The sequence below is a fragment of the Salinigranum halophilum genome (assembly GCF_007004735.1).
In the GTDB taxonomy this organism is placed as follows: Archaea; Halobacteriota; Halobacteria; order Halobacteriales; family Haloferacaceae; genus Salinigranum; species Salinigranum halophilum.
Window position 1 is genome coordinate 192,718 of the sequence record NZ_SSNL01000005.1, and the last position, 25,662, is coordinate 218,379.

At 69.5% G+C, this 25,662-nt stretch carries 29 protein-coding genes; 8 read left to right on the forward strand and 21 right to left on the reverse strand.

All coding sequences use genetic code 11. From position 1 onward, the window contains the following. Positions 1 to 64 precede the first annotated feature (64 nt). Positions 65 to 1,951, reverse strand: a complete 1,887-nt coding sequence (locus E6N53_RS13130; protein WP_142859948.1) for an aldehyde ferredoxin oxidoreductase family protein — start codon at positions 1,949 to 1,951, stop codon at positions 65 to 67. An 86-nt stretch (positions 1,952 to 2,037) separates the two neighbouring features. Between E6N53_RS13130 and mobA the strand changes: the two genes are divergently transcribed. Next, positions 2,038 to 2,658 carry a molybdenum cofactor guanylyltransferase gene (gene mobA / locus E6N53_RS13135; protein WP_142859950.1) on the forward strand — a complete coding sequence of 207 codons (621 nt, stop codon included), beginning with the start codon at positions 2,038 to 2,040 and terminating at the stop codon, positions 2,656 to 2,658. Positions 2,659 to 2,675: 17 nt separating this feature from the next. Here the strand turns inward: mobA and yqeC are convergent, their stop codons facing one another. From yqeC to E6N53_RS13210, 15 genes are all read right to left on the reverse strand, one after another. Next, the gene (gene yqeC, locus E6N53_RS13140; RefSeq protein ID WP_142859952.1) at positions 2,676 to 3,419 is read right to left on the reverse strand and encodes a selenium cofactor biosynthesis protein YqeC; all 744 of its coding nucleotides are present in this window, start codon (positions 3,417 to 3,419) and stop codon (positions 2,676 to 2,678) included. 39 nt (positions 3,420 to 3,458) lie between these two features. Beyond that, positions 3,459 to 4,991, reverse strand: a complete 1,533-nt coding sequence (locus E6N53_RS13145; protein ID WP_142859955.1) for a cobyric acid synthase — start codon at positions 4,989 to 4,991, stop codon at positions 3,459 to 3,461. A gap of 61 nt (positions 4,992 to 5,052) precedes the next feature. After that, complete coding sequence (locus E6N53_RS13150) at positions 5,053 to 5,373, reverse strand: DUF7999 family protein (RefSeq protein ID WP_201741151.1); 321 nt, start codon at positions 5,371 to 5,373, stop codon at positions 5,053 to 5,055. 92 nt (positions 5,374 to 5,465) lie between these two features. After that, positions 5,466 to 6,257, reverse strand: coding sequence for a cob(I)yrinic acid a,c-diamide adenosyltransferase (locus tag E6N53_RS13155; RefSeq protein WP_142859957.1), 792 nt, complete (start codon positions 6,255 to 6,257; stop codon positions 5,466 to 5,468). A 38-nt stretch (positions 6,258 to 6,295) separates the two neighbouring features. Further along, entirely contained in the window at positions 6,296 to 6,925 is a 630-nt protein-coding gene (locus tag E6N53_RS13160) for a DUF7504 family protein (RefSeq protein WP_142859959.1), read from the reverse strand. A 54-nt stretch (positions 6,926 to 6,979) separates the two neighbouring features. Further along, positions 6,980 to 7,636, reverse strand: a complete 657-nt coding sequence (locus E6N53_RS13165) for a DUF7504 family protein (RefSeq protein ID WP_142859962.1) — start codon at positions 7,634 to 7,636, stop codon at positions 6,980 to 6,982. A gap of 187 nt (positions 7,637 to 7,823) precedes the next feature. After that, on the reverse strand, positions 7,824 to 9,110 hold the full coding sequence (locus E6N53_RS13170; RefSeq protein WP_142859964.1) for an amylo-alpha-1,6-glucosidase: 1,287 nt from the start codon (positions 9,108 to 9,110) through the stop codon (positions 7,824 to 7,826). Positions 9,111 to 9,162: 52 nt separating this feature from the next. Beyond that, on the reverse strand, positions 9,163 to 9,876 hold the full coding sequence (locus E6N53_RS13175; protein ID WP_136603272.1) for an adenosylcobinamide amidohydrolase: 714 nt from the start codon (positions 9,874 to 9,876) through the stop codon (positions 9,163 to 9,165). Positions 9,877 to 9,904: 28 nt separating this feature from the next. Continuing rightward, complete coding sequence (cobD, locus tag E6N53_RS13180) at positions 9,905 to 10,909, reverse strand: threonine-phosphate decarboxylase CobD (protein ID WP_142859966.1); 1,005 nt, start codon at positions 10,907 to 10,909, stop codon at positions 9,905 to 9,907. Beyond that, on the reverse strand, positions 10,899 to 11,912 hold the full coding sequence (locus E6N53_RS13185; RefSeq protein WP_142859968.1) for a nicotinate-nucleotide--dimethylbenzimidazole phosphoribosyltransferase: 1,014 nt from the start codon (positions 11,910 to 11,912) through the stop codon (positions 10,899 to 10,901). Before E6N53_RS13185 ends, cobD begins: the two co-directional genes overlap by 11 nt. Further along, a complete protein-coding gene (locus E6N53_RS13190; RefSeq protein ID WP_236642363.1) occupies positions 11,903 to 12,499 on the reverse strand; it encodes an NTP transferase domain-containing protein in 597 nt (198 codons plus the stop codon). The genes E6N53_RS13185 and E6N53_RS13190 overlap by 10 nt, the downstream gene beginning before the upstream one ends. After that, positions 12,484 to 13,245 (reverse strand): adenosylcobinamide-GDP ribazoletransferase, encoded by a 762-nt coding sequence (cobS, locus tag E6N53_RS13195; RefSeq protein ID WP_136603020.1) that lies wholly within the window; start codon positions 13,243 to 13,245, stop codon positions 12,484 to 12,486. The genes E6N53_RS13190 and cobS overlap by 16 nt, the downstream gene beginning before the upstream one ends. Next, positions 13,236 to 14,132: an adenosylcobinamide-phosphate synthase CbiB gene (gene cbiB / locus E6N53_RS13200; RefSeq protein ID WP_142859971.1), complete on the reverse strand. Its 897-nt coding sequence runs from the start codon at positions 14,130 to 14,132 to the stop codon at positions 13,236 to 13,238. The genes cobS and cbiB overlap by 10 nt, the downstream gene beginning before the upstream one ends. Beyond that, a complete protein-coding gene (locus E6N53_RS13205) occupies positions 14,133 to 14,768 on the reverse strand; it encodes an HAD family hydrolase (RefSeq protein ID WP_142859973.1) in 636 nt (211 codons plus the stop codon). It abuts the gene before it with no gap. A gap of 37 nt (positions 14,769 to 14,805) precedes the next feature. Next, positions 14,806 to 15,786, reverse strand: coding sequence for an aldo/keto reductase (locus E6N53_RS13210; RefSeq protein WP_142859975.1), 981 nt, complete (start codon positions 15,784 to 15,786; stop codon positions 14,806 to 14,808). A gap of 130 nt (positions 15,787 to 15,916) precedes the next feature. Between E6N53_RS13210 and E6N53_RS13215 the strand changes: the two genes are divergently transcribed. From E6N53_RS13215 to ftsZ, 3 genes are all read left to right on the forward strand, one after another. After that, positions 15,917 to 16,480 (forward strand): double zinc ribbon domain-containing protein, encoded by a 564-nt coding sequence (locus E6N53_RS13215; protein WP_142859977.1) that lies wholly within the window; start codon positions 15,917 to 15,919, stop codon positions 16,478 to 16,480. A 226-nt stretch (positions 16,481 to 16,706) separates the two neighbouring features. After that, positions 16,707 to 16,886 carry a ribbon-helix-helix domain-containing protein gene (locus E6N53_RS13220; protein WP_136590566.1) on the forward strand — a complete coding sequence of 60 codons (180 nt, stop codon included), beginning with the start codon at positions 16,707 to 16,709 and terminating at the stop codon, positions 16,884 to 16,886. 2 nt (positions 16,887 to 16,888) lie between these two features. Beyond that, a complete protein-coding gene (ftsZ, locus tag E6N53_RS13225) occupies positions 16,889 to 18,076 on the forward strand; it encodes a cell division protein FtsZ (RefSeq protein ID WP_136590567.1) in 1,188 nt (395 codons plus the stop codon). 350 nt (positions 18,077 to 18,426) lie between these two features. On the opposite strand, the gene ncsA is transcribed toward ftsZ, so the two are convergent. After that, positions 18,427 to 19,398 carry a tRNA 2-thiolation protein NcsA gene (ncsA, locus tag E6N53_RS13230; RefSeq protein ID WP_142859979.1) on the reverse strand — a complete coding sequence of 324 codons (972 nt, stop codon included), beginning with the start codon at positions 19,396 to 19,398 and terminating at the stop codon, positions 18,427 to 18,429. A gap of 127 nt (positions 19,399 to 19,525) precedes the next feature. Here ncsA and E6N53_RS13235 point away from each other — a divergent pair, with 127 nt between their 5' ends. Then, the gene (locus E6N53_RS13235; protein ID WP_142859981.1) at positions 19,526 to 20,173 is read left to right on the forward strand and encodes a DUF7095 family protein; all 648 of its coding nucleotides are present in this window, start codon (positions 19,526 to 19,528) and stop codon (positions 20,171 to 20,173) included. 11 nt (positions 20,174 to 20,184) lie between these two features. Here the strand turns inward: E6N53_RS13235 and E6N53_RS13240 are convergent, their stop codons facing one another. Beyond that, a complete protein-coding gene (locus E6N53_RS13240; RefSeq protein ID WP_142859983.1) occupies positions 20,185 to 20,397 on the reverse strand; it encodes a DUF8143 family protein in 213 nt (70 codons plus the stop codon). A gap of 92 nt (positions 20,398 to 20,489) precedes the next feature. On the opposite strand from E6N53_RS13240, the gene E6N53_RS13245 reads away from it, so the two are divergent. After that, a complete protein-coding gene (locus E6N53_RS13245) occupies positions 20,490 to 20,711 on the forward strand; it encodes a zinc ribbon domain-containing protein (RefSeq protein ID WP_136590571.1) in 222 nt (73 codons plus the stop codon). Between the two features lie 42 nt (positions 20,712 to 20,753). Here the strand turns inward: E6N53_RS13245 and E6N53_RS13250 are convergent, their stop codons facing one another. The 3 genes from E6N53_RS13250 to E6N53_RS13260 all read right to left on the reverse strand — a co-directional run bounded on the left by E6N53_RS13250 (position 20,754) and on the right by E6N53_RS13260 (position 23,456). Beyond that, a complete protein-coding gene (locus E6N53_RS13250) occupies positions 20,754 to 21,560 on the reverse strand; it encodes a class I SAM-dependent methyltransferase (protein WP_142859985.1) in 807 nt (268 codons plus the stop codon). A 60-nt stretch (positions 21,561 to 21,620) separates the two neighbouring features. Then, positions 21,621 to 22,502, reverse strand: coding sequence for a deoxyribonuclease IV (locus E6N53_RS13255; protein ID WP_136603026.1), 882 nt, complete (start codon positions 22,500 to 22,502; stop codon positions 21,621 to 21,623). Between the two features lie 129 nt (positions 22,503 to 22,631). Further along, positions 22,632 to 23,456 carry a lipoate--protein ligase family protein gene (locus tag E6N53_RS13260; RefSeq protein WP_142859987.1) on the reverse strand — a complete coding sequence of 275 codons (825 nt, stop codon included), beginning with the start codon at positions 23,454 to 23,456 and terminating at the stop codon, positions 22,632 to 22,634. 171 nt (positions 23,457 to 23,627) lie between these two features. Here E6N53_RS13260 and E6N53_RS13265 point away from each other — a divergent pair, with 171 nt between their 5' ends. Both E6N53_RS13265 and E6N53_RS13270 read left to right on the forward strand, forming a co-directional pair. Further along, the gene (locus tag E6N53_RS13265; protein WP_142859989.1) at positions 23,628 to 24,290 is read left to right on the forward strand and encodes an AIM24 family protein; all 663 of its coding nucleotides are present in this window, start codon (positions 23,628 to 23,630) and stop codon (positions 24,288 to 24,290) included. 254 nt (positions 24,291 to 24,544) lie between these two features. Further along, complete coding sequence (locus E6N53_RS13270) at positions 24,545 to 25,447, forward strand: serine/threonine-protein kinase RIO2 (protein ID WP_142859991.1); 903 nt, start codon at positions 24,545 to 24,547, stop codon at positions 25,445 to 25,447. Positions 25,448 to 25,662 lie beyond the last annotated feature (215 nt).

Here is a 25,662-nt window from a genome sequence, read left to right on the forward strand (position 1 = left end):
TGCGGTCTCTCTCGTTCGGTCCGGACGTGTCCGACTCGTCCCGCCGGCGTCTCTCGACCGTGACCTACGCGTCACGTCCCGGTTCGTCGTCCGTCGTCCCGGTCCCGTCGTCCCTGTCGGCGTCGGCCGCCGTCTCGGTCGGGACGGGCGTCGCGTCGTCGACGAGGGCTGCGAGGTCGAGCCGCTCGAGGAGTGCCCGGGTCGGTCGACCCTCGGTGTCCCACTCGCGGACCCGGTAGTACGTCGACAGCAGGTCGTCGAACGTGGCGGGGTCGACCCCCTCACGGACGTCGTCCGCGGAGGGCTGTCGCACGGGCGTGGGGAGGCGGTCCTCGTCGCGGGTGAACCCTTCACGGACGTTGAACAGGCGCGTGAGCGTCCAGACGCGCTCGCCGAGGTCGAGCAACTCGTTCGGCTCGTACTCCAGTCCCACTGCCGCCAGCAGGTCGGCCCCGTAGTCCGAGAGCGTCTCGCCGACGAAGTCGTCGGCGACGAGACACCAGAGCGCAGAGCGCAGCGTCTGCTCGGCGGTGACCGCCTCCGCACGCTCGGCGTGAGACCACGTCTCCGTCGCGAACACTTCCGCGATGACCGGCCGGGCGCGGCGGTGACAGGCCCCCCGGTCGCTCGTGGCGTACGCGAGCGCCATCGCCAGCGAACCACGGGGGTCGTACGCGGGGAGGGCGACCGACTTCACCGTGGGGACGAGGTCGTCGCCGCCGAATCGGGCGGCCGCAGCGTCGACGCCATCGGCGAGCGCGTCGGCGAGTTCGCCGTCGCGAGTGGCGAGACGGGTGAGGAGCGCCTCGGCCGCCCCGGGGTCACCGAACGCGAGCGGCGGCGTCTCTACGTCGTCGAGGTGCCCGGCGTCCGACGCGCGGACCGCCCAGGCGACCGCGTTAGCGGCGCTGATGACGTCCATCCCGAGCCGGTCACAGCGGTCACCGAGTGCGACGACGGCCTCGAAGTCGTCGATACCGAGGCCGGCCCCGAGCACCATCGGTGTCGCCCCACGCGGGACAGTGGAGTGCCCGTCGTCGCTGACGGCGTCCTCGTGGTCGTCAGTGACGGCGGAGTCGGAGCGGGACGTCGAGACGCGGAAGTCGCCGTCACGCTCGCGGGCGGTCGCCGCGGCACGAACTGCGTCGATGCCGATGCGTTCGCTCCCCTCGAACCGGTCCGCCTGCCAGCCGCGGGTCGGGAGCACTCCGACCTCGTTGGCGAAGTCGAGCGTCTCCATCGTCCCGCTCGCGTCGAGCCAGCGCCCGGTGTCGCTCTCGTGGAACGCCCGGTCGTAGGTCTCGGCGACCGACACAGCCTCGGCCCCGACACTCGCCGGAGTGCGTGGGTCGCCGTCGGCGACGACCGCCTTGAGCCGCTTCGACCCCGCGACGGCACCGACGCCGCCCCGTCCGGCCTGGTGGTCGCCGCCGTCGGTGCCCAGCGTCGCGTAGCGGACGCGGTGTTCACCGGCGGGGCCGATACAGGCGGTCGACCCGTCGAGCGCGCGGTTCGTCTCGGAGATGGACCGACCCCACTGGTCGGTGGAGTGGAGCGTCGCCGCTCCATCGGAGAGTCGAACGACCGTCGGCTCCGTCGCCCGTCCTTCGACGACGACGGCGACGTGGTCTCCGAGCGCGTTCGGGAGGCGTGCGGCGAACGAACCGCCGACGTACGAGTCGGTGAAGGTCCCCGACAGCGGCGACTTCGTGACGGCGACACAGCGGGGTTCGCCCGGCAGGAGTCCGGTGAGCGGGCCGACGGCGAGAACGAGCACGTTGGCGGGCGAGAGCGGGTCGGTTCCTGGCGCCAGTTCACGATAGAGGGTGTAGGCTCCGATACCCTTCCCTCCGAGGAACCGACGACGGACCGACGGCGGGAGCGAGTCGCTCGTCACGGTGCCGGTGGAGAGGTCGACGCGAAGCACTCGCGTCGGTGGGCCCGAAGACATCGGCGGACGTTGGAGACGGGGAGAGATTAAAGCCGCGCTCGAACGAGGACCCGTAGCCTCTTGAGGTGGACGCCGCTACACCGACCATGCGCAGTGCCGTCATCGTCGCCGGGGGCCGCTCGACTCGCTTCGGCGACCGCGACAAGGCCGTCGCCGACCTCGGCGGCGTCCCGATGATTCGCCGGGTCGCCGAGCGACTCGCCGAGACGTGTGACCGCTTCGTCGTCAACTGTCGGGCGGACCAGCGCGACGCCATCGAAACCGCGATGGCGGGGCTGGACCCGACGGTCGCGCTCGACACCGACCCCGACAGGGGGCCCGTCGCCGGAATCGCGAGGGGGCTCCGCGCCGTCGACGCCGAGTACGCCGCCGTCGTCGCCTGCGACATGCCGTTCGTCGACCCCGCTTTCGTCGCGTACCTGTTCGACCGCGCGGCCGGCCACGACGCCGCCGTCCCGCGACCGGGGGAGTGGTACGAGCCGATGCAGGCCGTCTACCGGACGGGGGCGATGGCCGACGCCTGCGACGCCGCGCTCGCCGCAGCCGACGGGCAGGAGCCACGCATCCTCACACCCATCGAGGCCCTCGACTGCGTCGTCGTCGGGGGCGACGAGGTGGCCGCACACGCCACGAGCGACACCTTCGACAACCTCAACACCGCGGCGGAGTTCCACGCGGCGAACGAGCGATTCACGCCGGGCGAGTGAAGACGACGCGGGGCGACTCAGGCGAACACCTCGACGACGGGGTCGGGGGAGAGCAGTTGGGTGAGGACGACCCGGTCGAGCCTGTCCGAGTGTGCGAGCGCCTCGGCGGCGATTCGCTCGCCGGTCGCGCGGAGCGCGTCGTCGTCGACCATGTTCACGACGGCGACGACGCGGGCGTCGTCGGGGACGTCTTTCAGTCCCCCCTCGGGGTTGACGAGGACGCGGGCGACCGCTGTGGCGTCGAGGTCGTCACCGACGGCGACGCCGGTGAGCGCGGAGACGCGTTCGGGGCGGTGGACGCACGCTGTGGACAGCGGTTCGCCGACGACGCGCGCGCTGGCGATAGGGAGCACCGTGTCGGCCCGTGAGGGGAGCTGTGGCTCGCGGTCGTCGGGAGCCTTCAACAGCCGGTTCCGCGCCCCGTCGGCCTTCACGAGCACCGGCCCGTCGTGTGTGGTCGCGAGGTCGTCGACGACGGCAGGGTCGTAGCCGCGGTAGCGGTCGTCGCGCTCGCGTTCGGGGACGAGCCCGAGCGGCCACGCGTCGTCACCGTCCCCGTGTGCGGCGAGTGCCGCGACGGGGTCGTCCGTGACGACGACGTCGGACACCTGCTCGTCGAAGATGGGGATTCGTACGGTCGACGTCACGACGGCGCGGTCGAGCGCCGAACCGAGCCGGTAGAGCGTCGTCTTCTTGCCGCCAGCACCGACGACCGCGACGCACTGTCTCCGGTCCGCGGCGAGCGCCGAGGGGAGGTCCATCGTCGGAGTATGCGTCGTCGGCACAAAGAAGGTACGGGCTCAGTCGGCGTCCACACCGACCGCGTCGAGCAGTGCGTCGACGTCCATCCGAGCGACCAGCGCGGCCGCGCGGTCGTACGGCGTCTCCACCTCGTCGCTCGCGTCCACCCACGTCTCGCCGTTCGATTCGAAGAGCGACCCGACGAACGACTCACGGACCGCTCGGTTCTCGAACAGGCCGTGGAGGTACGTGCCCACGACGCGCCCCCGGGCAGCGCCGAGTGCCGCCGTGGGGTCGCCGTCGACGGGCGCGAAGGGGGTCTCGACCGGCTCGGTCGCCCGTGTTCGGCCCTGGTGGATCTCGTAGCCGTCGACGGTGTCCCGGACGCGACCCAGCGGCCCGTCCGCGGCGTCGATTCGCAGTCGCGTCGCGACGACGCGCTTCTCCTCGTCGAACCGCGTCTCGACGGGGAGCAGCCCGAGTCCCTCGACCACGTCGTCGTCGCCGGTCCCTTCGAGCGCCGCGTTCGTGAGCCGCTCGCCGAGGAGCTGGTAGCCGCCGCAGAGTCCGACGACGGGGCCCGAGAAGTCGCGCAGCCGGCCGCCGAAGTCGTGTGCGTGCAGCGCGAGCAGGTCGTCGACGGAGTTCTTCGTCCCCGGGATGACGACCGCGTCGGCGTCGTCGAGCGACGCGTCGAGCGCGCGGTAGGCGACCCGGACACCGGGCAACGACTCGAGCGGACCGAGGTCGGTGTAGTTGGCGATGTGGGGGAGACGCGGGACGACCACGAGCACGCCCGTCTCGTCGGCGCGGCCGTCGTCGTCACCGCGGACCGTCCCCGACCGGGGAAGCGAGACGCTGTCCTCCTCTGGGAGCCCGGGGTCGTCGTAGGGGAGGACGCCGAGGACGGGGACCCCGGTGCGCGACTCGAGGGCGTCGAGTCCGGAGTCGAGCAGCGACGGGTCACCGCGGAACTTCGTGATGACGACGCCACAGACCAGTTCCTGGAGGTCGTCGGGGACGAGTTCGAGTGTGCCGACGACGGCGGCGAACACCCCACCGCGCTCGATGTCGGCGACGATGACGATACCGACGGCGTCCGACTCGCGCGCGAAGCGCGGCGTCTCGACGTTCGAGAGGTCGCGGTGGTGGAGGTTGATCTCGGCGATGGAGCCGGCACCCTCGGCGACGACGAGGTCGTGGTCGGCGGCGAGTCGTGCGTGCGCCGCGGCCGCGACGTCGCGTGCGCGGTGCCAGTGGTCGTCGTAGTACCTCCCGGCGGCGACGTCCGCGACGGCGCGGCCGTCGAGGAGTAGTTGGGACTCGCCGCCGCCCTGTGGCTTGAGGAGGACGGGGTTGTGGTCGGTCGTCGGGGCGACCCGGGCGGCCCGCGCCTGGACGTACTGCGAGACGCCGACCTCGCCGAAGCCGTCGCCCGTCGCGCGGGGGACGGCGCGGGCGTTCGTGCTCATGTTCTGCGCCTTGAACGGGGCAACGTCAACCCCGCGGTCGGCGAGGAGTCGACAGAGGCCGGCGGCGACCGTGGACTTCCCCGCGTGGCTCGCGGTCCCGGCGACGAGGAGCGTCGGCATACCAGACGAGGCGCGCCCGGGGTACAAAGCCGTAGTGCCGGCGTGGCGGGCGCGCGGTCGCCTACCGCGTCGCGCGGGGGGTCGGCTCGGTCGTTCGGCGGACGCTCTCGGTCGCGTCGCGTCCGGGGTCGCCACGGCCCGTCGGCCCGACGCTCGTCACCCGCCAGCAGTTCCCGCGTGCGTGGAGCCGTTCCATCCCGACCGGAAGCGTCGTCCCCTCGGGCAGGTCCGCGAACACCGCGCGGAGGTCCGCGGCGAACGCGACCACCTGTCGACACTCGTTCGAGCCGTGCACTTCGACGGTCATCGTCCCGTGCTCGTTTACGCTCCGCTGGACGGTGACGACGTCGCGGGCGCGCTCGGCGGCAGTGGTAGCAGTCACGTGTGCACGAGACGGCGCGAGCCGTAGGGCACTGGTGCTTGTCCACTCAGGCCATTCAAGTGCGGGGGCGGGTCCAACGCTGACGACCCGCCTCAGTACTCGGTGCCGCGGCGCGCGCGCTGGCCGACGTCCATCGGATGCTTCGATTTTCGAACCTCAGTGACGAGGTCGGCGTGCTCCAGCAGGTAGGTCGGTTCCTCGTGGCCCCCCGTCAGGACGAGTTCGAGGTCGTCGGGGGCGTCCTCGACCAGCGCGACGAGGTCGTCGGGGTCGAGAAGGCCCATCGAGACGGCGTACAGTACCTCGTCGAGGACGAGCAGGTGGACGCCCTCCTCTGGCGGGGCGTCGAAGTCGAAGGGCGTCGAGAGGTCCGCCTCGACCGCGCAGTCGACGAGTTCACGGGTTCGCTCGAAGCCCGCTTCGACCTGCGCAGCGTGGTCGGCGTCGTCGCTCCCATCGGCCATGCCGGCCCACCCGTAGTGCCCGAGGTTCTCGTAGGTGAGCCCGGGGAGGGCGGCGATGGCGTTGTACTCCCCGCGGACCGCCTCGACGGAGTCCGCCCCGCCCTTCAGGAACTGAAGGAGGTGGACACGGAAGCCGTGTCCCGCCGCGCGGGCCGCCATGCCGAGTGCGGCCGTCGTCTTCCCCTTACCGTCGCCCCACCACACCTGGACGAGACCGAACTCCTCCGGCGCGTCTGGCGTGATGGGTCGTGCGTCGGGGCTGACTCCCCGTCCGGGGGTGTTGCGACGGACCGTCTCGGGCGTGACCGAGCTGTCAGAATCGGTATCAGAGGTCGTGCTCTCTCGTTCAGTATCGTGCTCGATACTCTCGTCCGCCTGTGCTGTGTCGGTCGGGTCCTCGCTCGCGTGACCGTCGTTCATCGGTTGGCATCGGCACCGAGAGAGCAAAAAGCCGGTCCTCAGCGGGAACTCAGTGAGAGTCCATCGTCATCGACGCGGACCTGAGTGTCGAAGATGGACGCGAAGGTGGAGACCGTCTGGCTGTCGTGTGCCATCGGGTCGAGGTGGAAGTGCGCGCGGACGCCGGCGTCGCTGAGGCGGGTCGTGAGGACGTGGAGGAACCGGGCGAGTCCCTCCCGACTGACGTACTGCGAGAGCGTCGTCAGCGAATCGAACCGCAGACAGAGGTCGACGTCCTCGTCGGTCTCGAGCGTCGCGAGCGCGTTCAACACGCGGACGCCGAGCGTCGTGAGGTCGGCCGGGTCGTCGACGGTGTGGGCGCCGACGGCCGGGTCGTCGACGGTGTCGGTGACCGAGAGGCCGCCGCCGACGATGACGACGCGGAGTCTGTCGGGGCGGACCGAACAGTAGCTATCCCAGATGTCGACGACCTCCCGCGGCGTGTTGAGAAGCGTGACCCACAGGACGCGCGTCCGCTCGGGTGGAGAGGCAGTGAGAAGCGAGAAGCCGGTGTCGAGCGTGCGGGAGTCCATCGGTGAGCCCATCAGAAGCACGTTTGAGGGGCCGTCGAGCACGTCGCTCGGCAGTGCTCGACCGTTCCCCAGACGGCTGTCCCTCTCGTCTCCCACGGTGGAGTTATCGTCTGTGATACTTATTATTAAACGTATCGGATTGATAATATTTCAGGAGCGTTCGGGGGCGGAGAGCGAGTCGAGCGCCGGCCGCCGACGGGTCAGGAGTTCGTCGCCGTCGATAGCGAGCCACACGTCACAGCTCGCGAGGAACGTGTGGACGGTCCGGACCTCGTGGACGGTCGGGTCGAGATGGTAACAGACCGCCGCGTCCGTGCCCGCGAGTCGACGGTGGAGCGCGTGGACGAACTGGAACGCGTCGGCGAGCGGAACGTACTGCAGCAGCGTCGAGAGCGACTCGAGCCACAGTCGGCGCGTCTCCCCCGTCGCCGGCGGCGCCCGACCCTCGGTGAGCCTGATGCCGAGCGTCGTCAGGTCTGACGGCGACGCGACGTGGGCCCGTGAGTGTGGAGGTCCGTCGACGGGGGCGGACCCCGACCCGCGTCTGGTCTCGCCGACCTCGACGAGCGTCAGTGACGCGGGTGCGTCGCCGACGTGGGTCGACCACGCCCGGAGCATCGCGTCGGGAGGGCGGAGCATCGTCGCCCAGTGGGCGTGCGTCGCCGCCGGGACCGGTGACGAGAGGAACGAGAGCCCCGTCTCGGTCACCCGGTCGTCGCCACTAGGCCCGGTGAGGAGCACGCTGGTGGCGTCGCCGAGCGACTCACGGGACGTCGACGGGACTACCGGAGATTCGAAGCAGACCACAGAGACACCTGGTTCCGAGGTTATCGAGCTCGAAAATCAACGTGTCGGTATCGGACGCTTCGAATCGAGGTGGCCGCAGCCTCTACCAAGAATCGACAGCTCTAGCCGTATCTTTCGTCTTCGAATACCCGGTCGAAGACGGGGCGTCGACGGACGAGCCAGAGACGTTCAGACTCAGTCTCGAGACTCAGGCGGTCGTCCACTCGAGGTACAGCGCCGCGCTCCAGGCGAAGTCGTCGCTCCCGCGGCCCTCGCCCGAACGAGGGTTGAAGTACTCGCGGAAGCCCTCGCGGTCGAGGAGCGCGAGGCTGTCGGCGCGGACCCTGTCGGCCGCGTCGGTCGCGTCGTACCGGCGGAGCCCCCGTTCGAGGAGCCAGTTGGTGTTCATCCAGACCGGCCCCCGCCAGTACCGGTCGGGGTCGAAGTCGTCACCCACGTAGGTCGGCACCGCGTACGCGAGGTCGAAGAACTCGGCCGTGAGCGTCTCGGAGAGCCGTTCGAACTGCGCGGTGGTGGGAACCCCGCCGAGAACGGGGACGAGCCCGGCGACCGTCCGCTCGAGAAGCGGTTCGTCGGCGACGCGGTCGTAGGAGACGAACAGGCCCAACTCGTCCGACCAGAGCCGGTCGCGCATCACCGCCCGCGTCGCTGCGGCTTGGTCGCGCCACGTCGTGGCCGCGGCGTCGTCGCCGGCGCTCGCGTAGAGTGCGGCGAGGTCCTCGCACGCGCGCACGTAGACGCTATTGGTGAGGACGTCCTCGACGCGGAAGGGACAGCAGTCTCGCAGCGCCGACTCGTCCCAGCCGACCGCACGGCCCTGCTGGAGGAGCGCGACGTAGCGGTCGTAGTCCCAGTCGGTCGGCCGCTGGTCGGCGAGTTCCGCGGACTTCCTGTCGGCGCGCTCGTACTCGACCGGCCCGGGGTCGAAGCGTTCGAGCGGGCCGCGCCACGCGGGCGAGTCGTCCATCCCCGTCTCCCAGGGGTGGCGGGTGTAGACGACGCCGTCGGTCGAGCGCTCGCGCCGCCACCACGACAGGTGGTCGTCGAGCGGGTCGAGGACCCGGTCGCGGAAGTCGTCGTCGCCGGTCACCTCGTACACGTGGCGCGCGGCAGTCGCGACGACGGGCGGCTGTGAGATACCGCTGGTCTCCACGTCGTCGAAGCCCGCGTCCCACTCGGCCGGGCCGGGGAAGTAGCCCTCGGCGTCGGCCCAGAAGACGATCTGCGGGAGCATCCCGTTGGGCCACGTCGCCGAGAGGAGCGTCTCGACCTCCGCCTTCGCCGCGTCGGGGTCGACGCCGGCGAGGCCGATAGCGATGAACGCCGAGTCCCAGCTCCACTGGAACGGATAGAGCGTCGACGATGGAATCGTGTAACCGTCGCGGCGGTTCGCGTCGAGCACGTCGATGGCTTCGGCGCGTCGCTCGGCGCGCGACGGCACGTCGGCGTCTTCGGTGTCGCCGTGGTCGGTCATGAGACGAAGCGACGCGGACGGAGCGAAAGGGGTTTCGGTTCGCCGGGAGCGCTCACAGCCGCGTCACCGTCGCTCGGACGTCCGTGACGACGCCGTACGGCGCGCTCTCGACCGTCGGAAGTGCCTCGCCCGCGTACCGCGAGCGGAGGCTGGCGAGGACGGCGTCGCGGACGCACGCGCGCGTCGCTCGACCGACCGGCGTCGCGCTCCCCGAGAAGGGGGCCCGAGCGCCATCGGGGTCGCACGCGGCGACGACGGCGTCGGTGGTCGTCCCGGGCACGCCGACGACAGCGAGCAGGGTCGCGGCCTTCGCCTCGGCGGCGACGGTGAGCAGGTTCGGCAGCGCGCCCGGGGCCAGCGCCCGCGTGGTGCCCACGAGGACGTTGACCGTGCCGAGGTGACCCTCCTCGTCGGCGAGGGCGGGGTCGTCGTCGACGGCCTCGTCACCGACGGCCCGCTCGACCGGCAACGACGCCGGGTTGGAGACGCCCGCGGTCGCGACCGCCGCCACACCGTCGAGCCGTGCGCGGCGAGCGTGTGCCTGGTCGACACCCGTCAGCAGTGTCGGTCCCGGGCGGTCGAAGCCGGCCTCGTCCCGCCGCGCGGCGACGTACGTCTCGAGGTCGGTCTCGGGCCAGCCCTCTGGGACGGTGATGTTGTACGCGACGTCGCCGACGGAGTCGCCGCCGTCCCAGCCGGTCGAGAGCCACCGGGTCTCGGGGCGGAACAGTCGGCAGACGCCCGCACGGACCGTCGTCTCGAACACGCCGTCGGGGCCCTGCGGGTCGTCCGGGTCAGACACGGGCGAGCGCCTCCAGCAGCCTGTCGTTCTCCGCGCTGCGCTTGACGGCGACGCGGACGTGGTTCGCCAGCCCGAAGCTCCGACAGTCGCGGACGGCGATGTCCTCCGCGGCGAGGTGTTCGACCACCGAGTCGACGGACCGCGCGCCGACGTCGAGGAGGCAGAACGGCGCGTCGGAGTCGAACACCTCGTACCCCGCCTCGACGAGCGCCTCGCACATCCGCTCGCGCTCGCGGGCGACCCGCTCGCGCGTGCGCTCGACGAACGCGTCCTGTCGGAGGCAGTGCGCGCCGACGGCGGCGGCGGGCGTCGAGAGGTTCCACGCGGGGCGGGCCGTCTCGAGTCGCTCGTACGGGTCACCCGTCGCACACGCGAACCCCATCCGAAGGCCGGGGAGGCCGAACAGCTTGGTCAGCGAGCGGCAGACGACGGTACCCGGAGTGCCTGCGAGCGACTCGGTCGTCGTGAAGTCGAGGAACGCCTCGTCGACGACCAGGAGCGTCCCTGCCCGACGACAGCGGGCGGCGAAGTCGGCGAGTGCCTCGGGGTCGACCAGTTCGCCCGTGGGGTTGTTCGGCGTGCAGACGACGGCGGCAGTGTGGTGCTCCGGGGTGGAGTCGAGCACCTCGTCGTGCGGGACGAACGCGGGAGTGGCCCCCTGGAGTCGGACCTCGCGGGCGTACTCGCCGAAGCTCGGGGTCGGGACGAGGACGGAGTCGCCCGGCGAGACGTGCGTCGCGAGCGCCAGTCGGATGGCCTCGGTACCGCCCGACGTCGGCACCACCTCCTCGGCCGCACAGTCGACGTAGTCGGCGGCCGCCGCCCGGTAGTCGGCGTAGGCCTCGTCGGGGTATCGTGTCGAGGCGTCGAACGCCGCCTCGTACACCTGTCTGACCCCCGGCGGACGCTCGGGGTTGGTGTTGGCACTGAAGTCGAGCCGAAGCGACGACCCGCCGTGGACCGCCCGCCCGGCGTCGGGAAGTGAATCAGGGTCCACGGCCGTCCTCCCCGCCCGTCTCCTCCGTGCCGTGTTCGGGTGCGGAGAGCCCCTCGAGCAGCGCGAGCGTTCGGTCCTCGACGGCGTCGAGTTCGCCCGCGCGGTCGGCGAGCGCGAGCGCCCCACCCATCGCCGCCCCCTCCCTGCCGACGGTAGCGTACTGGGCGAGTCGGGCGTCCTCGAATCCGGGGTCGGTGACCGTGAGGTCGAGGTCGAGCCCCGCCACCGCCGGTTCGAGGTCGACGCTCTCGGCCAGATACGACGTCGTCGCGAGTTCGAGCGTGTCGAGACAGCCCGCGTGGCGGACGAGCGCGGCCGCCGCGACCAGTTGCGTCCCGCCGGCGAGCGTCACCCGAGTGCCTGACGCCCGCGCGCCGACACAGAGGCCGGCCACGACGGCGAGGACCGGGTCGCCGGCGAAGCGGACGGCGAGTTCCGGCCGGTGGGCCGCCTGTCCGGGTGCGATGTCCGACGCCTCGAACGCCGCCTCGACGACCGTCTCCTTCCGTGCGAGCGGGTTGTCGGGGAGCGACGACGACACCGGGTAGGGCTCGCCGAGCGCGCGCAGGACACCGAGCGCCGTCGTCGTTCCACCAGGGATGGTCTCGCCGACGACGAGGTGGTCGTCGGCCACTCGCTCACCGAAGGCCTTCGCGGCGGCGAACACGCCCGGGGCGGTTCGAACGGGGTCGGGTTCGCGGATGTCGTGTCCGGGTTTCGCGCCGAAGTCGACCGTCGGCGCACCCGTGGGCTTCGCCATCCCGCCGTCACAGACGAGGGTGTCGAGGCCGAGCAGGTCGACGACGGCACGCGTCACCAGCGCGGGTGTCGGACAACCCGTCGGACTGACGGGAAGCACGGGCGCGCGGACGAGCCGACCGTATCGGACGAGTTCGGCGTCGGCGCTCGGGGTGTGCAAGCGGAGGGCGGCGCTGGCCCCCGCGGCGCTGAGGCCGTCGATGGCCGCCGTGCGGGTCGAGCCCGCGACGAGCATCAGTCGCATCGTTCCTCGGCCACCTCTCTGTCACGCGGGTGATTGACGTTCACGGCGAGGCGTTCGTCGTCGACTACCGACACCGTTTCGGTCCCCCCGGCGACGACGTTCAGTCCCGTCGGCGCGAGCTCCCGTCCCTCGTGGTCGAAGGCAGTGTCGACACTCACACCCAGCCGGTGCTTCAGGTCGACGGGGACACAGACCGTGAGCGACGTCGGCGTCCCGCCGGCGCACGCGTCCGCGAGCGCGCGGTCGACGTGCTCGGGAGCGAGGTGCGGGAGGTCGGCGACGACGGTGAGTACGGGCTCTGCCACGTGGTCGAGCGCGTATCGGAGGTCCTCGACGTACCCCTCGCCAGGCGCGTCGATGGTGTCGACGCCGAGGACGTCCGCCGCGCGGGCGCGCGTCTCGGGGGTGTGCGGAGAGGTGACGGCGTGGGTGGTCGAGACGCGGCTGCCCTCGAGCGCGCGGACCACCCGGTCGACCATCGGCTCGTCGCACACCGTGACGAGGGGTTTCTCGGTCGAGCCCCCGAGTCGGGTCCCCCGCCCGCCACAGAGGACGAGCGCGGGGACGGGAGTCAGAGGAGCGTCCACGCGACCACCCCGGCGTGGACGCCGACGACGCGCCCGAGTTCGTTCGTCGCGCCGAAGACGTCGCCGCTGACGCCGCCGAGCGTCGACCGAGCCCAGCGGAGGACGAGCAGCGCGACGCACGGCCCGCCGAGGAACGCCGCGACGACGGCCGGCGTGCCGAGCGGCGCGGCGAGCGCGACGACCGGGAGACCGGCGAGGAACACGGGGACGAGCGCCGTCGCGTCGGCGTGTTCGGTCAGCGCGGAGCCGAGCCCCTCGTGCGCCGCGTCGCCGAGACAGACGAGCGTCGCCATCCCCGCCTTCGAACCCACCTCCGCGGCGATGGCGAGAGAGAGGGCGACCCGCGGGCCCGCGCCCGCCATGCCGAGGGTGCCGAGCGCCAGCGTCGCGAGGACGAGCGCGACGGCGAGGGTGCCGCCGACGCCCGTCTCGGAGTCTTTCAACACGGACCGGCGGCGCTCGCGGTCGGTCGACTCGTCGTGGACCACGCTCGCGTCGGCCGTGTCGGCGAGTCCATCGACGTGCGTGACGCCCGTGAGCAGGTAGAGCGTGCCCAGATAGAGCGCCGCAGTCGTCGGGAGAGGCAGGGGAAGCGCGAGCGGGAGTGCCGCGATGCCGCCGACGACGTACCCCGCGAGGACGAACGCGACGGGCGTCCGCCGGAACGCCTCCCACGAGCGTTCGGTCCCCTGCACCGGAAGGCGCGTCAGGAACCCGAGCGCGCCCCGCAGGGCGCTCAGAACCACACGACCACCCCCGAGATGACGAGCGCGAGCCACCCGGTGCGGCCGACGAGCGTCCGTGCGCGCCGTGCGTCGCTCGCACTCGGCGGCGCGCCGAAGTCGAGGACGTAGACGCCGGGCTTCTCGAGTCGGAGGGAGAGGCCGGCCGCGAGCGTCGCCATCGGCCATCCGGAGTTGGGAGAGGGTGGATTCGACGTCTGTTCGCGCGCACGCGAGAGCGCGCGGAGGTCGCGGGCGCTCAGGGCGAGGAGAACGGCGGTGACTCTGGCGGGGAGCCACATCGTCAGGTCGTCGAGGCGGGCGCTCGCGGTCCCGTGTGGCTTGTGTGGATAGCCGAGCATGGAGTCGAGCGTGTTGACCGCCTTGACCCACGTCGCGGCGGCCGCGCCGCCAGCGAGTGAGACGGGCGCGACGAGCGTGAACGCGAGGAGCGGGGCGACGAACCCGTCGGCGAGGTTCTCGGCGAGGCTCTCGACCGCGGCGCTTCGAACCTCGGGGGCAGAGAGCGACGCCGCGTCGCGGCCGGCGAGCGACAGGAGTCGCGTCCGAGCGGCGGGGAGGTCCTCGGTCGTGAGAGAGACGACGTCCCGGGCCTCGTCGAGGAGCATACGGAGACTGACCGTCGAGAAGAGCACGAGTCCGGCGGCGAGCGCGGCGAGCGGCGGGACGGGCGCGAGCGCCGAGACGACGCCGAAGACGACGCCACTCGCGAGGAGCGGGAGACCGAGCGCGACGCCGACACCGACGAGCGATGGATGCGCCCAGGTCCTGTCGAGAGGTGCGACGACCCGGCCGAACAGCGCGACGGGGTGGATTCGCCCGGGCGGTTCGGCGACGAGGCGGTCCAGGAGCGCCGCGAACCCGACGGCGGCGGTCGCGGTGGCGGGCATCTAGCGCTCCCCGTTCGCGTGGTCGACGAGCCACGTCGGAAACTCGGCGAGCGAGACGTCGGTCACGTCGACGAACGTCCCCCCGAGCGCCTCGATTCCTCCGTCAGTCGCGGGTGAGTCGCCGACGTGGACGAGCGCCTCCACCGCGACGCCGAGGCCGTCGGCGACGACCTCGAACGCCTGTGGGGCGGGCTTGCGCCAGCCGCACCCGACGCTGGTGACGACGCTGTCGAACTCGCGGTAGTCGAACGCCGAGCGGACGAAGGTCCGACCGACGAGTTCGGGGACGCTACAGTTCGAGAGGACGCCGACGGGTCCGCGGTCGCGGGCGGCCTCGACGGCCTCGACCGCCCCCTCGCGGGTGCGGACGGTGGGGTCGAAAGCGGCGATGACCGCTCGACGGGCGGCGTTCTGGGTGACCGAGACGCCCCGGGACTGAAGGGCGGCACTGACGTGTGCCGGCAGGGGGACTTCGGCACCCTCGGGCGCGTCGATGTGCGGTTCGCGGTAGGCGGCGGCGAAGTCGTCGGGGACGGAGACGTCACGGGCGCGGAGTTCGTCGGCGACGACCGCCGCGGGGTCAGACGGGATGTCGACGTCGACGAGCGTACCGAAGAGATCGAACGAGACTGCCACGACCGAACTGCGGCGAACGTGGACTTGAAACTTTACCTTACCAGCGGTGGTGAACGTGGTCGCGCACGTACTCGTCGTAGACGTCGGCGACGATGCCGTGCTGTTCGTTCGAGAGGGGGTCGGCTTCGCTGGCGGCGACGTTCTCGTGGATGTGGTCGGGGCTCGTCGAGCCGGGGATGACCGCGCTCACGGCGTCGTGGTCGAGGATCCACCGGAGGGTGAACTGCGCGAGCGTCAACTCGTCGGGGACGGCGCGTTCGAGCGCGTCGACCGCGTCGAGGCCCGTCTCAAACGGAACGCCCGAGAAAGTCTCCCCGACGTCGAACGCGTCGCCCTCGCGGTTGTAGTTGCGGTGGTCGTCTTCGGGGAACGTCGAGTCTCGTGACAGGGCCCCGGTGAGGAGACCAGAAGCGAGCGGCACCCGGACGATGACGCCGACATCTCTCCGACGTGCCTCGCGGAAGAACAGTTCTGCGGGGCGCTGGCGGAACGGGTTGAAGATGATCTGGACCGTCTCGACGCCGGGGTACTCGATGGCCTTCAGCGCCTCCTCGCAACGTTCGACGCTGACGCCGTAGGTGTCGACGCGTCCCTCCGCTTTCAGACGTGCGAGCGCGTCGAACGTCTCGGGCTGGTAGTACGCGTCGGTGGGCGGACAGTGCAACTGGACGAGGTCGAGACTGTCCACCGCGAGGTTCTCGCGGGAACGGTCGACGAACGACGAGAGGTGGTCGTAGTCGTAATCCGCCGCGACGTGGGGGTCGAGCCGTCGGCCCGCCTTGGTCGCGACGACGACGTCGGACGCGTCGCGTTCGTCCAGCACGTGCGCGATGTGTTTCTCACTCCGCCCGTCGCCGTAGACGTCGGCCGTGTCGATGAAGGAGATGCCGGCGTCGAGGGCGGCTCTGACGGCCGCGCGACCCTCCTCGTCGGACACCTCGCCCCAGTCCGACCCGATGTTCCACGTGCCGAGTCCGACCTCGCTCACCTCGTACGGACCGAGTTGACGTGTCTGCATGCGCGTGCGTAGACGGCGGCTCCCCGTAAGTGCGGCCCCGGAGGCAGGCTGTGCCGGTTGACACGAGCGACAGACGTCTGTCTGACACGCGGGTAACGTTCAAGTGCCCTCAGCGCGCACCGAAGAGTCGATGAGCAAGATCACGTTCCGTGCCGACGACGACCTCGTCCGACGCCTCGAGGAGTTCGACTCCTCGAAGAGCGAGGTCATGCGCGAGGCGCTCCGTGCGTACCTCGACGGCACAGGGCGTGAGACGGAGACGACGGCGTCGGCGTCGGTGGGAGACAGCATCGACGACGCGCTCACAGCGCGGGTCGACGCGCTGATCGACGAACGCCTCGACGAGCGTTTACGCGCGAGAGAGCCCGCGAGCGGCGCGCAAGACGTCAACGTCAACATCACCGTCGAGGGCGCAGCGGGGACGCGTGAGACGGCGGTGTCCGACGACGACCGCGAGGCGGACCGTCGTAAGACACCGGACGCATACACCGGGGACGACGTGCAAACGGCGGTCGAGTCGTGTGACCAGTGTGGCGAAAACATCTCTCCGGACCACGTTTACTGCCCGAACTGCGGCGAATTAGCGACCCAGCCGACGTGTGGCGAGTGCGGCGACGAGCTCCGGTCTGACTGGGCGTTCTGCCCCGGTTGCGGCCGACGAACACCCGCAGCGGACGTTCTCGACCAGCCGTAAACGCCGTATTCGACCGTCTGACGGCTTCGGAAGCCGCATCGGACATATTGTCTTACGGCCGCCGGTAGATTTATAATGTAGTGGTCAGTCCTTACGTTCGCGTAAGACGGCCGTCTTACAGCCGAGAGGGAGGGTGGCACGGTGTGCCGCCGTCCGTCGGTTTTACGGTGTAAGACGGTGACACGGACCTCACGTCCGGTCCGTCTTACCGGGGGAATGCAAAACCATGGAGCGTGTGACACTACGGATTCCGAAGGAGCAGATCGAAAAGGTCGAGCGAATGGTCGAGACGGGAGAGTTCCCGAACCGGAGCGAAGCGATCCGGGCTGCCGTTCGCGAGATGATTAACGAACAAGGCGAGACCCGCGAGTCGGCGTCGGGTAAGCGCACCTGGGCGAGAGTGTAACGATGCAGGACATCGTTCAGGAAGCGATGCAGCGCGACGAGGCCGAGCGCAAAGCGCAGGCCGAATCGAACGGCGACGACACGTTCGGTGACCCGCGAATCGTCATCGTCGGCTGTGGTGGTGCCGGGAACAACACCATCAACCGGCTGTACAACATCGGCGTCGACGGGGCCGAGACGGTCGCCATCAACACCGACAAACAGCATCTGAAGATGATCGAAGCCGACACCAAGATCCTCGTGGGCAAGTCGCTCACGCAGGGGCTCGGTGCCGGCGGCGACCCCTCGATGGGCGAGCGCGCCACGGAGATGGCGCAGGGCACCGTCAAGGAAGTCCTCGGCAACGCGGACCTCGTGTTCGTGACGGCCGGGATGGGTGGCGGCACCGGGACCGGTGCGGCCCCCGTCGTCTCGAAGATCGCCAAAGAGCAGGGTGCGATCGTCGTCGGCATGGTGTCGACGCCGTTCAACGTCGAGCGCGCCCGCACGGTGAAAGCCGAGGAGGGACTGGAGAAACTCCGCAACGAGGCGGACTCCATCATCGTCCTCGACAACAACCGCTTGCTCGATTACGTCCCGAACCTGCCCATCGGCAAGGCGTTCTCGGTGATGGACCAGATCATCGCCGAGACCGTCAAGGGCATCTCCGAGACCATCACCCAGCCCTCGCTCATCAACCTGGACTACGCGGACATGTCCACCATCATGAACCAGGGCGGCGTCGCGGTGATGCTCGTCGGCGAGACACAGGACAAGAACAAGACCCAGGAAGTGGTGAACGACGCGATGAACCACCCGCTCTTGGACGTCGACTACCGCGGCGCGTCCGGTGGTCTCGTCCACATCACGGGCGGCCCCGACCTCACACTCAAAGAGGCCGAGGGCATCGCGAACAACATCACCGAGCGACTCGAAGCGAGTGCGAACGTCATCTGGGGCGCGCGCATCCAGGACGAGTACAAGGGCAAGGTCCGCGTCATGGCCATCATGACCGGCGTCCAGTCCGCGCAGGTGCTCGGCCCGACGACACAGAAGCAGGCCGACCGCTCGCGACAGAGCATCGAGGCGCAGTCCGCGGGCCAGTCGAACGACCAGCAGTTCGACGCCCGCCAGAACGCCCAGGCCGGCTGGCAGTCCGACGGCGGCCGCGACGAACTCGAGAAGAACAACGGCCTCGACGTCATCCGCTGAGCGGGACGCGAGATTCGTCGACGCCGGCTGTTTTCGCGGTCGTTTCGAAAGCTCTTATTAGAAACTTCCGCACAAACTATATACAATATAGAGTAAATAGCGTATGACGCCGTTCGGGCGTATATAGAATATATAGAAACCCGGCTCGTGAGCGTTCTGCGAGCGATACTCAGAATTCCGTCGCGTTGGGCCGTCTCGATACTGTTTGCGTCGGCGGACGAAGCACCCCACACGCTGTCTCACACCGCGTCACCTCCCGGAGCCGGCGCGAACGGCGGCCGCCGAGGAGGTCACCCGACAGCGAGACCAGACGAAGGCGGCCCCGAGCCCGAACCGAAATCCGAACGCCGTCAGGCCTCGGTGACCGCCTCGACGAGATAGCACTTCCGACAGATGTCGCGTGCCGTCGGCGCACCACAGCGGTCACACTCGCCGAACTCGCTGTCGTCGTCCCCGTTCTCGCGGTGCCGCAGCGCCGCGAGTTCGGCGAGTTCCTCGTACCCCGAGAGGATGGAGTGGCGCGTTCCGGGGTGGGACTCTTCCATCTCCAAGAGGAGCTGTTGAATCTCGCCGCGGTAGGCCTCGCTTGCGTGGGGACACTCGGTGATGTGTGCGGGGAGGTCCATGAGGTGTGCGTAGAGGGCGACTTCTTTCTCGGGGACGTCGCGGAGCGGTTTCGCGCGCGGAACGAACCGGTCTGTCTCCGCGCGGTCGGGGAACGGGCCGAGGGAGGCATCGAAGTGCTTGGCCATCTGCTTTACGTCCCCGGAGAAGAAGTTCATCAGTGCGGTCTGGGCCTCGTCGTCGAGGTTGTGGCCGGTGAGCAGTTTGTCCGCTCCGAGGTCGGCGGCGTACCGTTCGAGGATATCCCGTCGGAAGACGCCGCAGTACGCACACGGGGCCATCCCCTCGGGGTCGTCCTCGGCGACCTGGTCCATGCGGAGGCCGAACTCCTCGGCGTAGGTGACGACCTCGTGGCGGATGTCTAACTCCCTGGTGAGTTCCTCGCTCGCGTCGAGGGAGGCGTCGCGGTAGCCTTCGATCCCCTCGTGAATCGAGAGGGCGACGAGGTCGATGCGAGGGTCCTTGCCGAACGTCTCGGCGAGGATGTGAGTGAGGACCACCGAGTCCTTTCCGCCCGAGAGACCGACGACCCACGTCTCGGGGTCGTCGGGCGTCGCCGCCGCCGAGAGCAGGCCGTCCTCGCGAATCCGCCGGCGGACGCGCTTTTCGACCGAGACACAGAGGTGGGTCTTACAGAGGTGTAACCCGGAGTAGGCCGCGTGCATGACCGCCTCGCGACCGCACTTGTCGCACTCCATCACTCCCGCCTTGCCCGGCGGCGCTGATGACGGTTTCGTCTACGCGCTCGGTCGGCGTCGACGGGAGCAAGATGACACGCGCCGGGCGTGCGAAAACCGTTTCCGGGGCCCCCACCGAGTGAGGGTAATGGACCGAGACGTCGCTCTCGACTACGTGGAGCAGATACTCGAGACGGTCGAGACCGAGGAGATGGCGGTACCCGTCCGCGAGGTGTGGGTGTACGGCGACGTCGCCCTCGGTCTCGATCCGATCGACCGACTCGACGTCTACGTGACGAAGGACATGCTCATGCGCGGTGACCGCTCTCGGGCCGACGAGTTCGAGTCCGACTACGGCGTCAAGGGCGTCGGCTCCTCGGTCAGGACGACGTGGGCCGACGCCTTCCCCGAGTACCTCCGGACGAGTGACAACGGCTACGCCGCCCCCGAGAAGTGTCTCGCCGCGCACCTCCTGGACGGATTGGACGGCGAGATCCACCTGGAGGTGTGTAACGCGAGCTTCGACCAGAACGTCACCCAGCGGCTGAAGGGCGCGGTGGCCCGCGAGGCGTACGAGGAGATACTCGACCCCCGCGGCGTCCAGTTATGGGTCGACGGCCGACGCGACGAAGAGGCGCTCTCGAAGGTGCGAGCAGGGAGCCTCGCGTTCCCGACGCTCCCAGCCGCACTGGAGATGCTCGGCCTCGACGAGGACCAGGCGAGAGAAGCGAGCGACGCGCTCTGCGAGCACCGCACCGCGCAGTCGGGGACGACCGTCCGGGGCGACGTGGTCTGACGACGCGCGACTCACCCGCGCTCGTCGCGCCTGCTGTCCTCGCGTCCGCGCCCCTGCTCGTCTCCCTCCCCGTACCGGTCGCTCGCGCGGTCGCGTGCGTACGCCTCCGCGTCGGTCCGGTGCATCTCCTGCCTGTCGCGAGTCTCGTCACGGATGAACAGGTACAGTACCAGCGGCGCGGCGAGGCCGACCAGGAGGACCACGACGAGGGCGACTTCGGCCATGTCTTTCGGTTCCAGCGCCACGAGTGTCAGTCTTCACGTGTCGGTCCGCCTCGCCGACGGGTTTTTCACCCATCCGACACGACCTCGGGGCGATGAGCCCTCCAGCACATCGCGCAGACGACGACTCGGGCTGTCCGAAGTGCGGTCACACGGAGACCGAACTCGACGACATCGCCACCTCCGGAACCGGCCTGTCGAAGATGTTCGACATCCAGAACCGGACGTTCACCGTCGTCACGTGTACGAACTGCGGCTACTCCGAGCTGTACCGTGGCGAGTCGAGCGGGAACCTCGTCGACCTGTTCTTGGGGTGAGTTCCCGGCGGACTCGGTCGGGAGCGCCGGCTTCGACGGGGTCTATCGCTCCGCCACCCGACCGACGACGACGTCGAACGGGACCACCTCGGCACGGCGGTACTCCTCGGCGTGCATCTGCTCGGCGACGGTTCGTCCCATCGACCGCCACTCCCGGCGGAGCGCATCGTACGCGTCCGCAGAGAGCACCCGGCGGAGTTCGGTCTCGTGGGCGTCGAGCCCTTCGCCCGTCGCCTTGCGTTTCGCGTCCTCGACGTCGCCCGCGTCGTAGGGCGGTTCGACGCGTTTGTCGTGGTGGTACCGACTGGTCCGAACGTCGCGGAGGCCACACCGCTCGAACAGCGCGGGGAGCGTGTCGCCGAGGGCGACGTCGGTCGCGACCCCGTCCAGATACGCCGACCGCACGCGCCGTTCGAGTTCGACCTCGCGTTCGACGGTGGAGTCGACGCCGACGGCGGCGTTGTCGGGTTCGACGGCGGCGACGGAGTCCGAGGAGACACGGGCGAACTCACAGAGCGCGTCGGCGGGCGTCGGGAGGTTCACCAGCAGTGCCTGACAGACGACGAGGTCGAACGCGTCGGTCTCGAAGGGGAGTCGCGTGGCGTCGCCCGCGACGACCGGGAGACCGGTTTCGTCGCGGGCGACACCGAGCAGGCGAGGGTCGGCGTCGAGGCAGACGACCTCGGCGTCGGACTCCGCCGCGAGGACCCGAGAGAGCTCTCCCGTCCCCGCACCGACGTCGAGGATGCGCGTCCGGGTCGGGAGCGCCAGCGCTGAGAGGGCCGCGCGCGACCCGTCCCACATCCCCTCACGCGTCCGTCGGAGGTACTCGGCAGTGAACCTGCGCACAGGCCTGGTTGTCGAGAGGAGGTCAAAAACCGCGTGGATTCGTCGGGCGAGCCGCCCCCTTCAGACCTCGGCGGCCTCGGCCGCGAGTTCGCGCACGCGCTCGATGTTCCACGCGAAGCCGCGGCCGTCTTCGGTCGGCGTCTCGAGGACGAGCGGGACGTCCACCAGGTCGGGGTGGCTGACGATGCGACGCATCCCTTCGACGCCGATGTGCCCCTCGCCGATGTGGGCGTGTTCGTCCTTGTTCGTCCCGCAGGCGTGCTTGGAGTCGTTGAGGTGGATGCACGCGAGATGCTCGAGACCGACCACGTCGTCGAACTCCGCGACGGCGTCGTCGACGGCATCGGCGCTCGAGAGGTCGTAACCCGCGGCGAACGCGTGGGCGGTGTCGACGCAGACGTCGAGGTCCTGTTCCGACTCCCGGAGGACGTACGCGAGGTGCTCGAAGTCGCCGCCGAGTTTCGTGCCCGACCCCGCGTCGCTCTCGAGGAGGACGGTGACCTCGTCGGGAATCGAGAGGTCGTCGAGGACGCTCACGGCGTTGTCGAGTCCCCCTTCGACCCCCGCGCCCGTGTGGGCACCGAGGTGGACGTTCACGTACTCGATGCCGAGTTGCGAGGCAGCGTCGACCTCCTTCTGCATCGAGTCGAGAGACTTCTGCCGGAGGCCGTCTTTCGGCGTGCAGAGGTTCACGAGGTACGACGAGTGGATGACCCACGGCCCATCGAGCTGGTCCGCCGTGGCGGTCCGGAACTTCTCGGCCTCGTCGGCGTCGATGTCAGGGTCCTGCCAGACCTGTGGTGAGTGGGTGAATATCTGTCCGCAGTTGCCGCCGAACGTGACCTGCCGGTGGACGGCGTTGCGGAGGTCGCCGTACGGGGGTTTCTCGTCGTCGTTCGGCCGGGGGCTCTTGGAGATAGAGACGTGGGCGCCTACTCGCATGTGCAAGGGCAAGTGGTTGGGGGAGAAAGGCGCTTCGGAGCGACCCGACCCTCGCTTTCGGTGTCGGTGTCTCGGGTGGGTCGACTCGGAGAAGCGCGGCTTCTGAGCAGTCGCGACCCCCGTTCGAACTCAGGAGCGCGCGCGCGACTGCCGGCGCACCCACTCGTCTGCGGCGTACTTGTCTTCCACTCGCTCGCGTGCGAGCGCGAGTTCGTCGTCGGTCCACGACCCCTCGCTCGCGTCACACCACGCCGCCAGTTCGTCCTCGAACGCCGTGACCACCTCCGCCCGAGCGGCGTCGGTGTGTTCGTCGAGTCCCGTCACGCGCTCTGTGAACGCCGCCGTCGTCACGCCGCTGTCGACGAACGACGCGAGGTGGCTGTCGGGACGCGTCGAGAAGGTGACCGAGCCGTGCTGGACCACGGCGTCGCGCTGGCGGTACTGGGCGTTCCCGCTCACCTTCCGCCCCGTCCCCGAGACGACGAGGTCGTGAGCGGGGTTCAACGCCCGGAGGTAACACGCCGGGTCGTACAGTGCGGGGACCTCCTGGTCGACGAAGTCGACGGGGACGCCCACCGCCGCGAAGGCGTCCAGGACGGGGTCGAGCAGATAGTGGTAACAGTCCATGAGGTTTCCGGGGAGTTCCGCGCGGGGAGCCGTGATGGAGTAGGAGATGTCGCCGAACGAGTCGTGGTAGATGCCGCCGCCACCGGTCGGCCGGCGGGTGACGTCCACTCCCTCGCGGGCGCACCACTCCCAGTCGACGGTCGTCGGGTCCTGGTGGTACCCGAGCGAGAGACACGACGGCTCCCAGCGGTAGAGCCGAACGGTTCGGGGGCCGCCGTCGGCGGCCGTCTCCGCGGCGACCTCGTCGAGCGCCATCTGCATCGGTCCGGGCCGCGACTCCTCGCGGATGAGCCGCCACTCGCGGTCGGCGGGCGGGGATGTGTCCATGGGGGAGACTGGACCGACGCGGGGAAATCGATTGTGCCTCTCGCCCGGCAACGGTGTGCGTCGAACCCGCGGCCGTACGAGTTCGACTCGTGAGAGACCGTCACGGACACAAGGTTATATCGCTCGGCGTATACGTTCACCCGAGCCACACGAGTGGCCAGGAAGACAATCATGGATCTCGATCAGTTCATCAGCGAGAACGCACCGCAAGAGGGAGGCGAAGGCTTCCAACTCGAAAATTCGAAGCTGCTCGACGTCTCGCTGGACGGAACCGTCATGGCGAAGGCCGGCTCGATGGTCGCGTACACGGGCGACATCTCGTTCGAGCGGAAGACCGAAGGCGGCATCTCGGGGATGCTGAAGAAGAAGGTAACCGGTGAAGGGAGTGTGATGATGCAAGCTTCGGGGACCGGTCACGTGTACCTCGCCGACCAGGGCAAGGAAGTGCAGGTACTCGAACTCGACGCCGGCGAGGAACTCAGTGTCAACGGGAACGACATCCTCGCCTTCGAGAGCGACGTGGAGTGGGACATCAAGATGATGGACAGCGTCGCCGGCGCGTCGACGGGTGGCCTGTTCAACGTCTACCTCAAGGGCCCGGGCCACGTCGCCATCACGACGCACGGCAAGCCCATCGTCGTGCCGACCCCGGTTCGAACGGACCCGCAGGCGACCGTCGCGTGGAGCGGTAACGTCTCGCCGGGGACGAAGCGCGACCTCAACCTCAAGAGCTTCATCGGGAAGTCCTCGGGCGAGACGTATCAGCTCGACTTCTCACAGGAGGGCGGATTCGTCATCATCCAGCCGTTCGAGGAGCGGAACCCCGCCCAGTGAACGGCTGACCCCTGCGTGCGGGTCGGCCCCGACAGCCCGAACCACCTGCGAATCGGCCCGGAGACCGCTGACGCGGATTCGTTGTCGGATTCCTCCGTTATCACTCACCCGTGAGCGCGCCGTCTCGTGCGTATCGGCCCGGATTCTGTATCGCGATATAAGATTTATCGGCTCGCATCCGACGGATAGACGTCCCATCTGTGGGCCGCACGCGACACGGGGGGCTTTTACCGCGTCGTCGCTCACTCTCGCGTATGGTGCGGAACGTGGCCGGGTTGATGACCGAGCTCGAACCCGAGGACTTCTACCTGCTCTCGGGCGTCGAGCAGGGGATGCGCTTCTCCGAGTGGGTGAACCGGGAGAAGCTCCCCACGCTCGCCAACCTCACGGCCGAGAACGTCGACTACCGGCTCGACAGATGTATGAGCCGCGACCTCGTCAAGCGGAAGACCATCCAGTACGAGGGGTATCAGCTCACCTTCGAGGGGTACGACGTCCTGGCGCTGCGGACGTTCGCCCAGCGCGACACCGTCGAGGGGGTGGGCGCACCCCTGGGGGTCGGCAAGGAGAGCGACGTCGTCGAGGTGCAGTCGTACAAGCCCCTCGCCCTGAAGTTCCACCGCGAGGGGTACACCAACTTCCGGGAGGTGAACAAAGAACGGGAGTACACGGCCGACCACCACCACGTCTCGTGGCTCTACACCGCGCGCAAGGCGGCCGAGCGCGAGTACGAGACGCTCACCGACCTCTACCCCGACGTCAGCGTGCCGAGGCCGGTCGACCACAACCGCCACGCCATCGTGATGGAGAAGTTCGCCGGCGTCGAACTCGGGCGGGCGAAACTCGACCCGGCCCAGGCGGTGGGCGTCCTCGACCTCGTCCTCCGCGAGGTGCAGGAAGCGTACGAGGCCGGCTACGTCCACGCCGACATGTCCGAGTACAACGTCGCCGTGAGCGAGGAGGGGATCACGGTCTTCGACTGGCCCCAGGCCGTCTCGACCGACCACGACAACGCCCGCGAACTCCTCGAGCGCGACGTGCAGAACGTGACCGGCTTCTTCCGCCGGAAGTATCCCCGTCCGATGCCCGAGGTCGACGTCGGGCAGGTGGCCGACCACATCTCGGACGGGACGTTCGAGAGCGTCCGCGACGACTGATCACGACTGCGGCGTCGACAGACTGTTTTGCGGGCGTTTGTGAGCGTCTTGACCGCGAGGGTGGTCCGTCTCCGACGCAGCATAAATGGTATGTTGCGATACAGAATTGGCTCAGCCGGCCGCCGGGCGAGCGCCCACAGCAGTGAGACGGTCGCCACAGACCGGTTGAAACACGTGAGAGACAGAGCCACGCTGGCCAGCACGACGACTCGATT

Excerpts from the sequence above, each read along its gene's own strand:
- E6N53_RS13130 (WP_142859948.1), bottom strand. The coding sequence starts at position 1,951 with ATGTCTTCGGGCCCACCGACGCGAGTGCTTCGCGTCGACCTCTCCACC.
- mobA (WP_142859950.1), top strand. The coding sequence starts at position 2,038 with ATGCGCAGTGCCGTCATCGTCGCCGGGGGCCGCTCGACTCGCTTCGGC.
- yqeC (WP_142859952.1), bottom strand. The coding sequence starts at position 3,419 with ATGGACCTCCCCTCGGCGCTCGCCGCGGACCGGAGACAGTGCGTCGCG.
- E6N53_RS13145 (WP_142859955.1), bottom strand. The coding sequence starts at position 4,991 with ATGCCGACGCTCCTCGTCGCCGGGACCGCGAGCCACGCGGGGAAGTCC.
- E6N53_RS13155 (WP_142859957.1), bottom strand. The coding sequence starts at position 6,257 with ATGAACGACGGTCACGCGAGCGAGGACCCGACCGACACAGCACAGGCG.
- E6N53_RS13170 (WP_142859964.1), bottom strand. The coding sequence starts at position 9,110 with ATGACCGACCACGGCGACACCGAAGACGCCGACGTGCCGTCGCGCGCC.
- E6N53_RS13185 (WP_142859968.1), bottom strand. The coding sequence starts at position 11,912 with ATGCGACTGATGCTCGTCGCGGGCTCGACCCGCACGGCGGCCATCGAC.
- cbiB (WP_142859971.1), bottom strand. The coding sequence starts at position 14,132 with ATGCCCGCCACCGCGACCGCCGCCGTCGGGTTCGCGGCGCTCCTGGAC.
- E6N53_RS13210 (WP_142859975.1), bottom strand. The coding sequence starts at position 15,786 with ATGCAGACACGTCAACTCGGTCCGTACGAGGTGAGCGAGGTCGGACTC.
- E6N53_RS13215 (WP_142859977.1), top strand. The coding sequence starts at position 15,917 with ATGAGCAAGATCACGTTCCGTGCCGACGACGACCTCGTCCGACGCCTC.
- E6N53_RS13220 (WP_136590566.1), top strand. The coding sequence starts at position 16,707 with ATGGAGCGTGTGACACTACGGATTCCGAAGGAGCAGATCGAAAAGGTC.
- ftsZ (WP_136590567.1), top strand. The coding sequence starts at position 16,889 with ATGCAGGACATCGTTCAGGAAGCGATGCAGCGCGACGAGGCCGAGCGC.
- ncsA (WP_142859979.1), bottom strand. The coding sequence starts at position 19,398 with ATGGAGTGCGACAAGTGCGGTCGCGAGGCGGTCATGCACGCGGCCTAC.
- E6N53_RS13235 (WP_142859981.1), top strand. The coding sequence starts at position 19,526 with ATGGACCGAGACGTCGCTCTCGACTACGTGGAGCAGATACTCGAGACG.
- E6N53_RS13240 (WP_142859983.1), bottom strand. The coding sequence starts at position 20,397 with ATGGCCGAAGTCGCCCTCGTCGTGGTCCTCCTGGTCGGCCTCGCCGCG.
- E6N53_RS13245 (WP_136590571.1), top strand. The coding sequence starts at position 20,490 with ATGAGCCCTCCAGCACATCGCGCAGACGACGACTCGGGCTGTCCGAAG.
- E6N53_RS13255 (WP_136603026.1), bottom strand. The coding sequence starts at position 22,502 with ATGCGAGTAGGCGCCCACGTCTCTATCTCCAAGAGCCCCCGGCCGAAC.
- E6N53_RS13260 (WP_142859987.1), bottom strand. The coding sequence starts at position 23,456 with ATGGACACATCCCCGCCCGCCGACCGCGAGTGGCGGCTCATCCGCGAG.
- E6N53_RS13265 (WP_142859989.1), top strand. The coding sequence starts at position 23,628 with ATGGATCTCGATCAGTTCATCAGCGAGAACGCACCGCAAGAGGGAGGC.
- E6N53_RS13270 (WP_142859991.1), top strand. The coding sequence starts at position 24,545 with ATGGTGCGGAACGTGGCCGGGTTGATGACCGAGCTCGAACCCGAGGAC.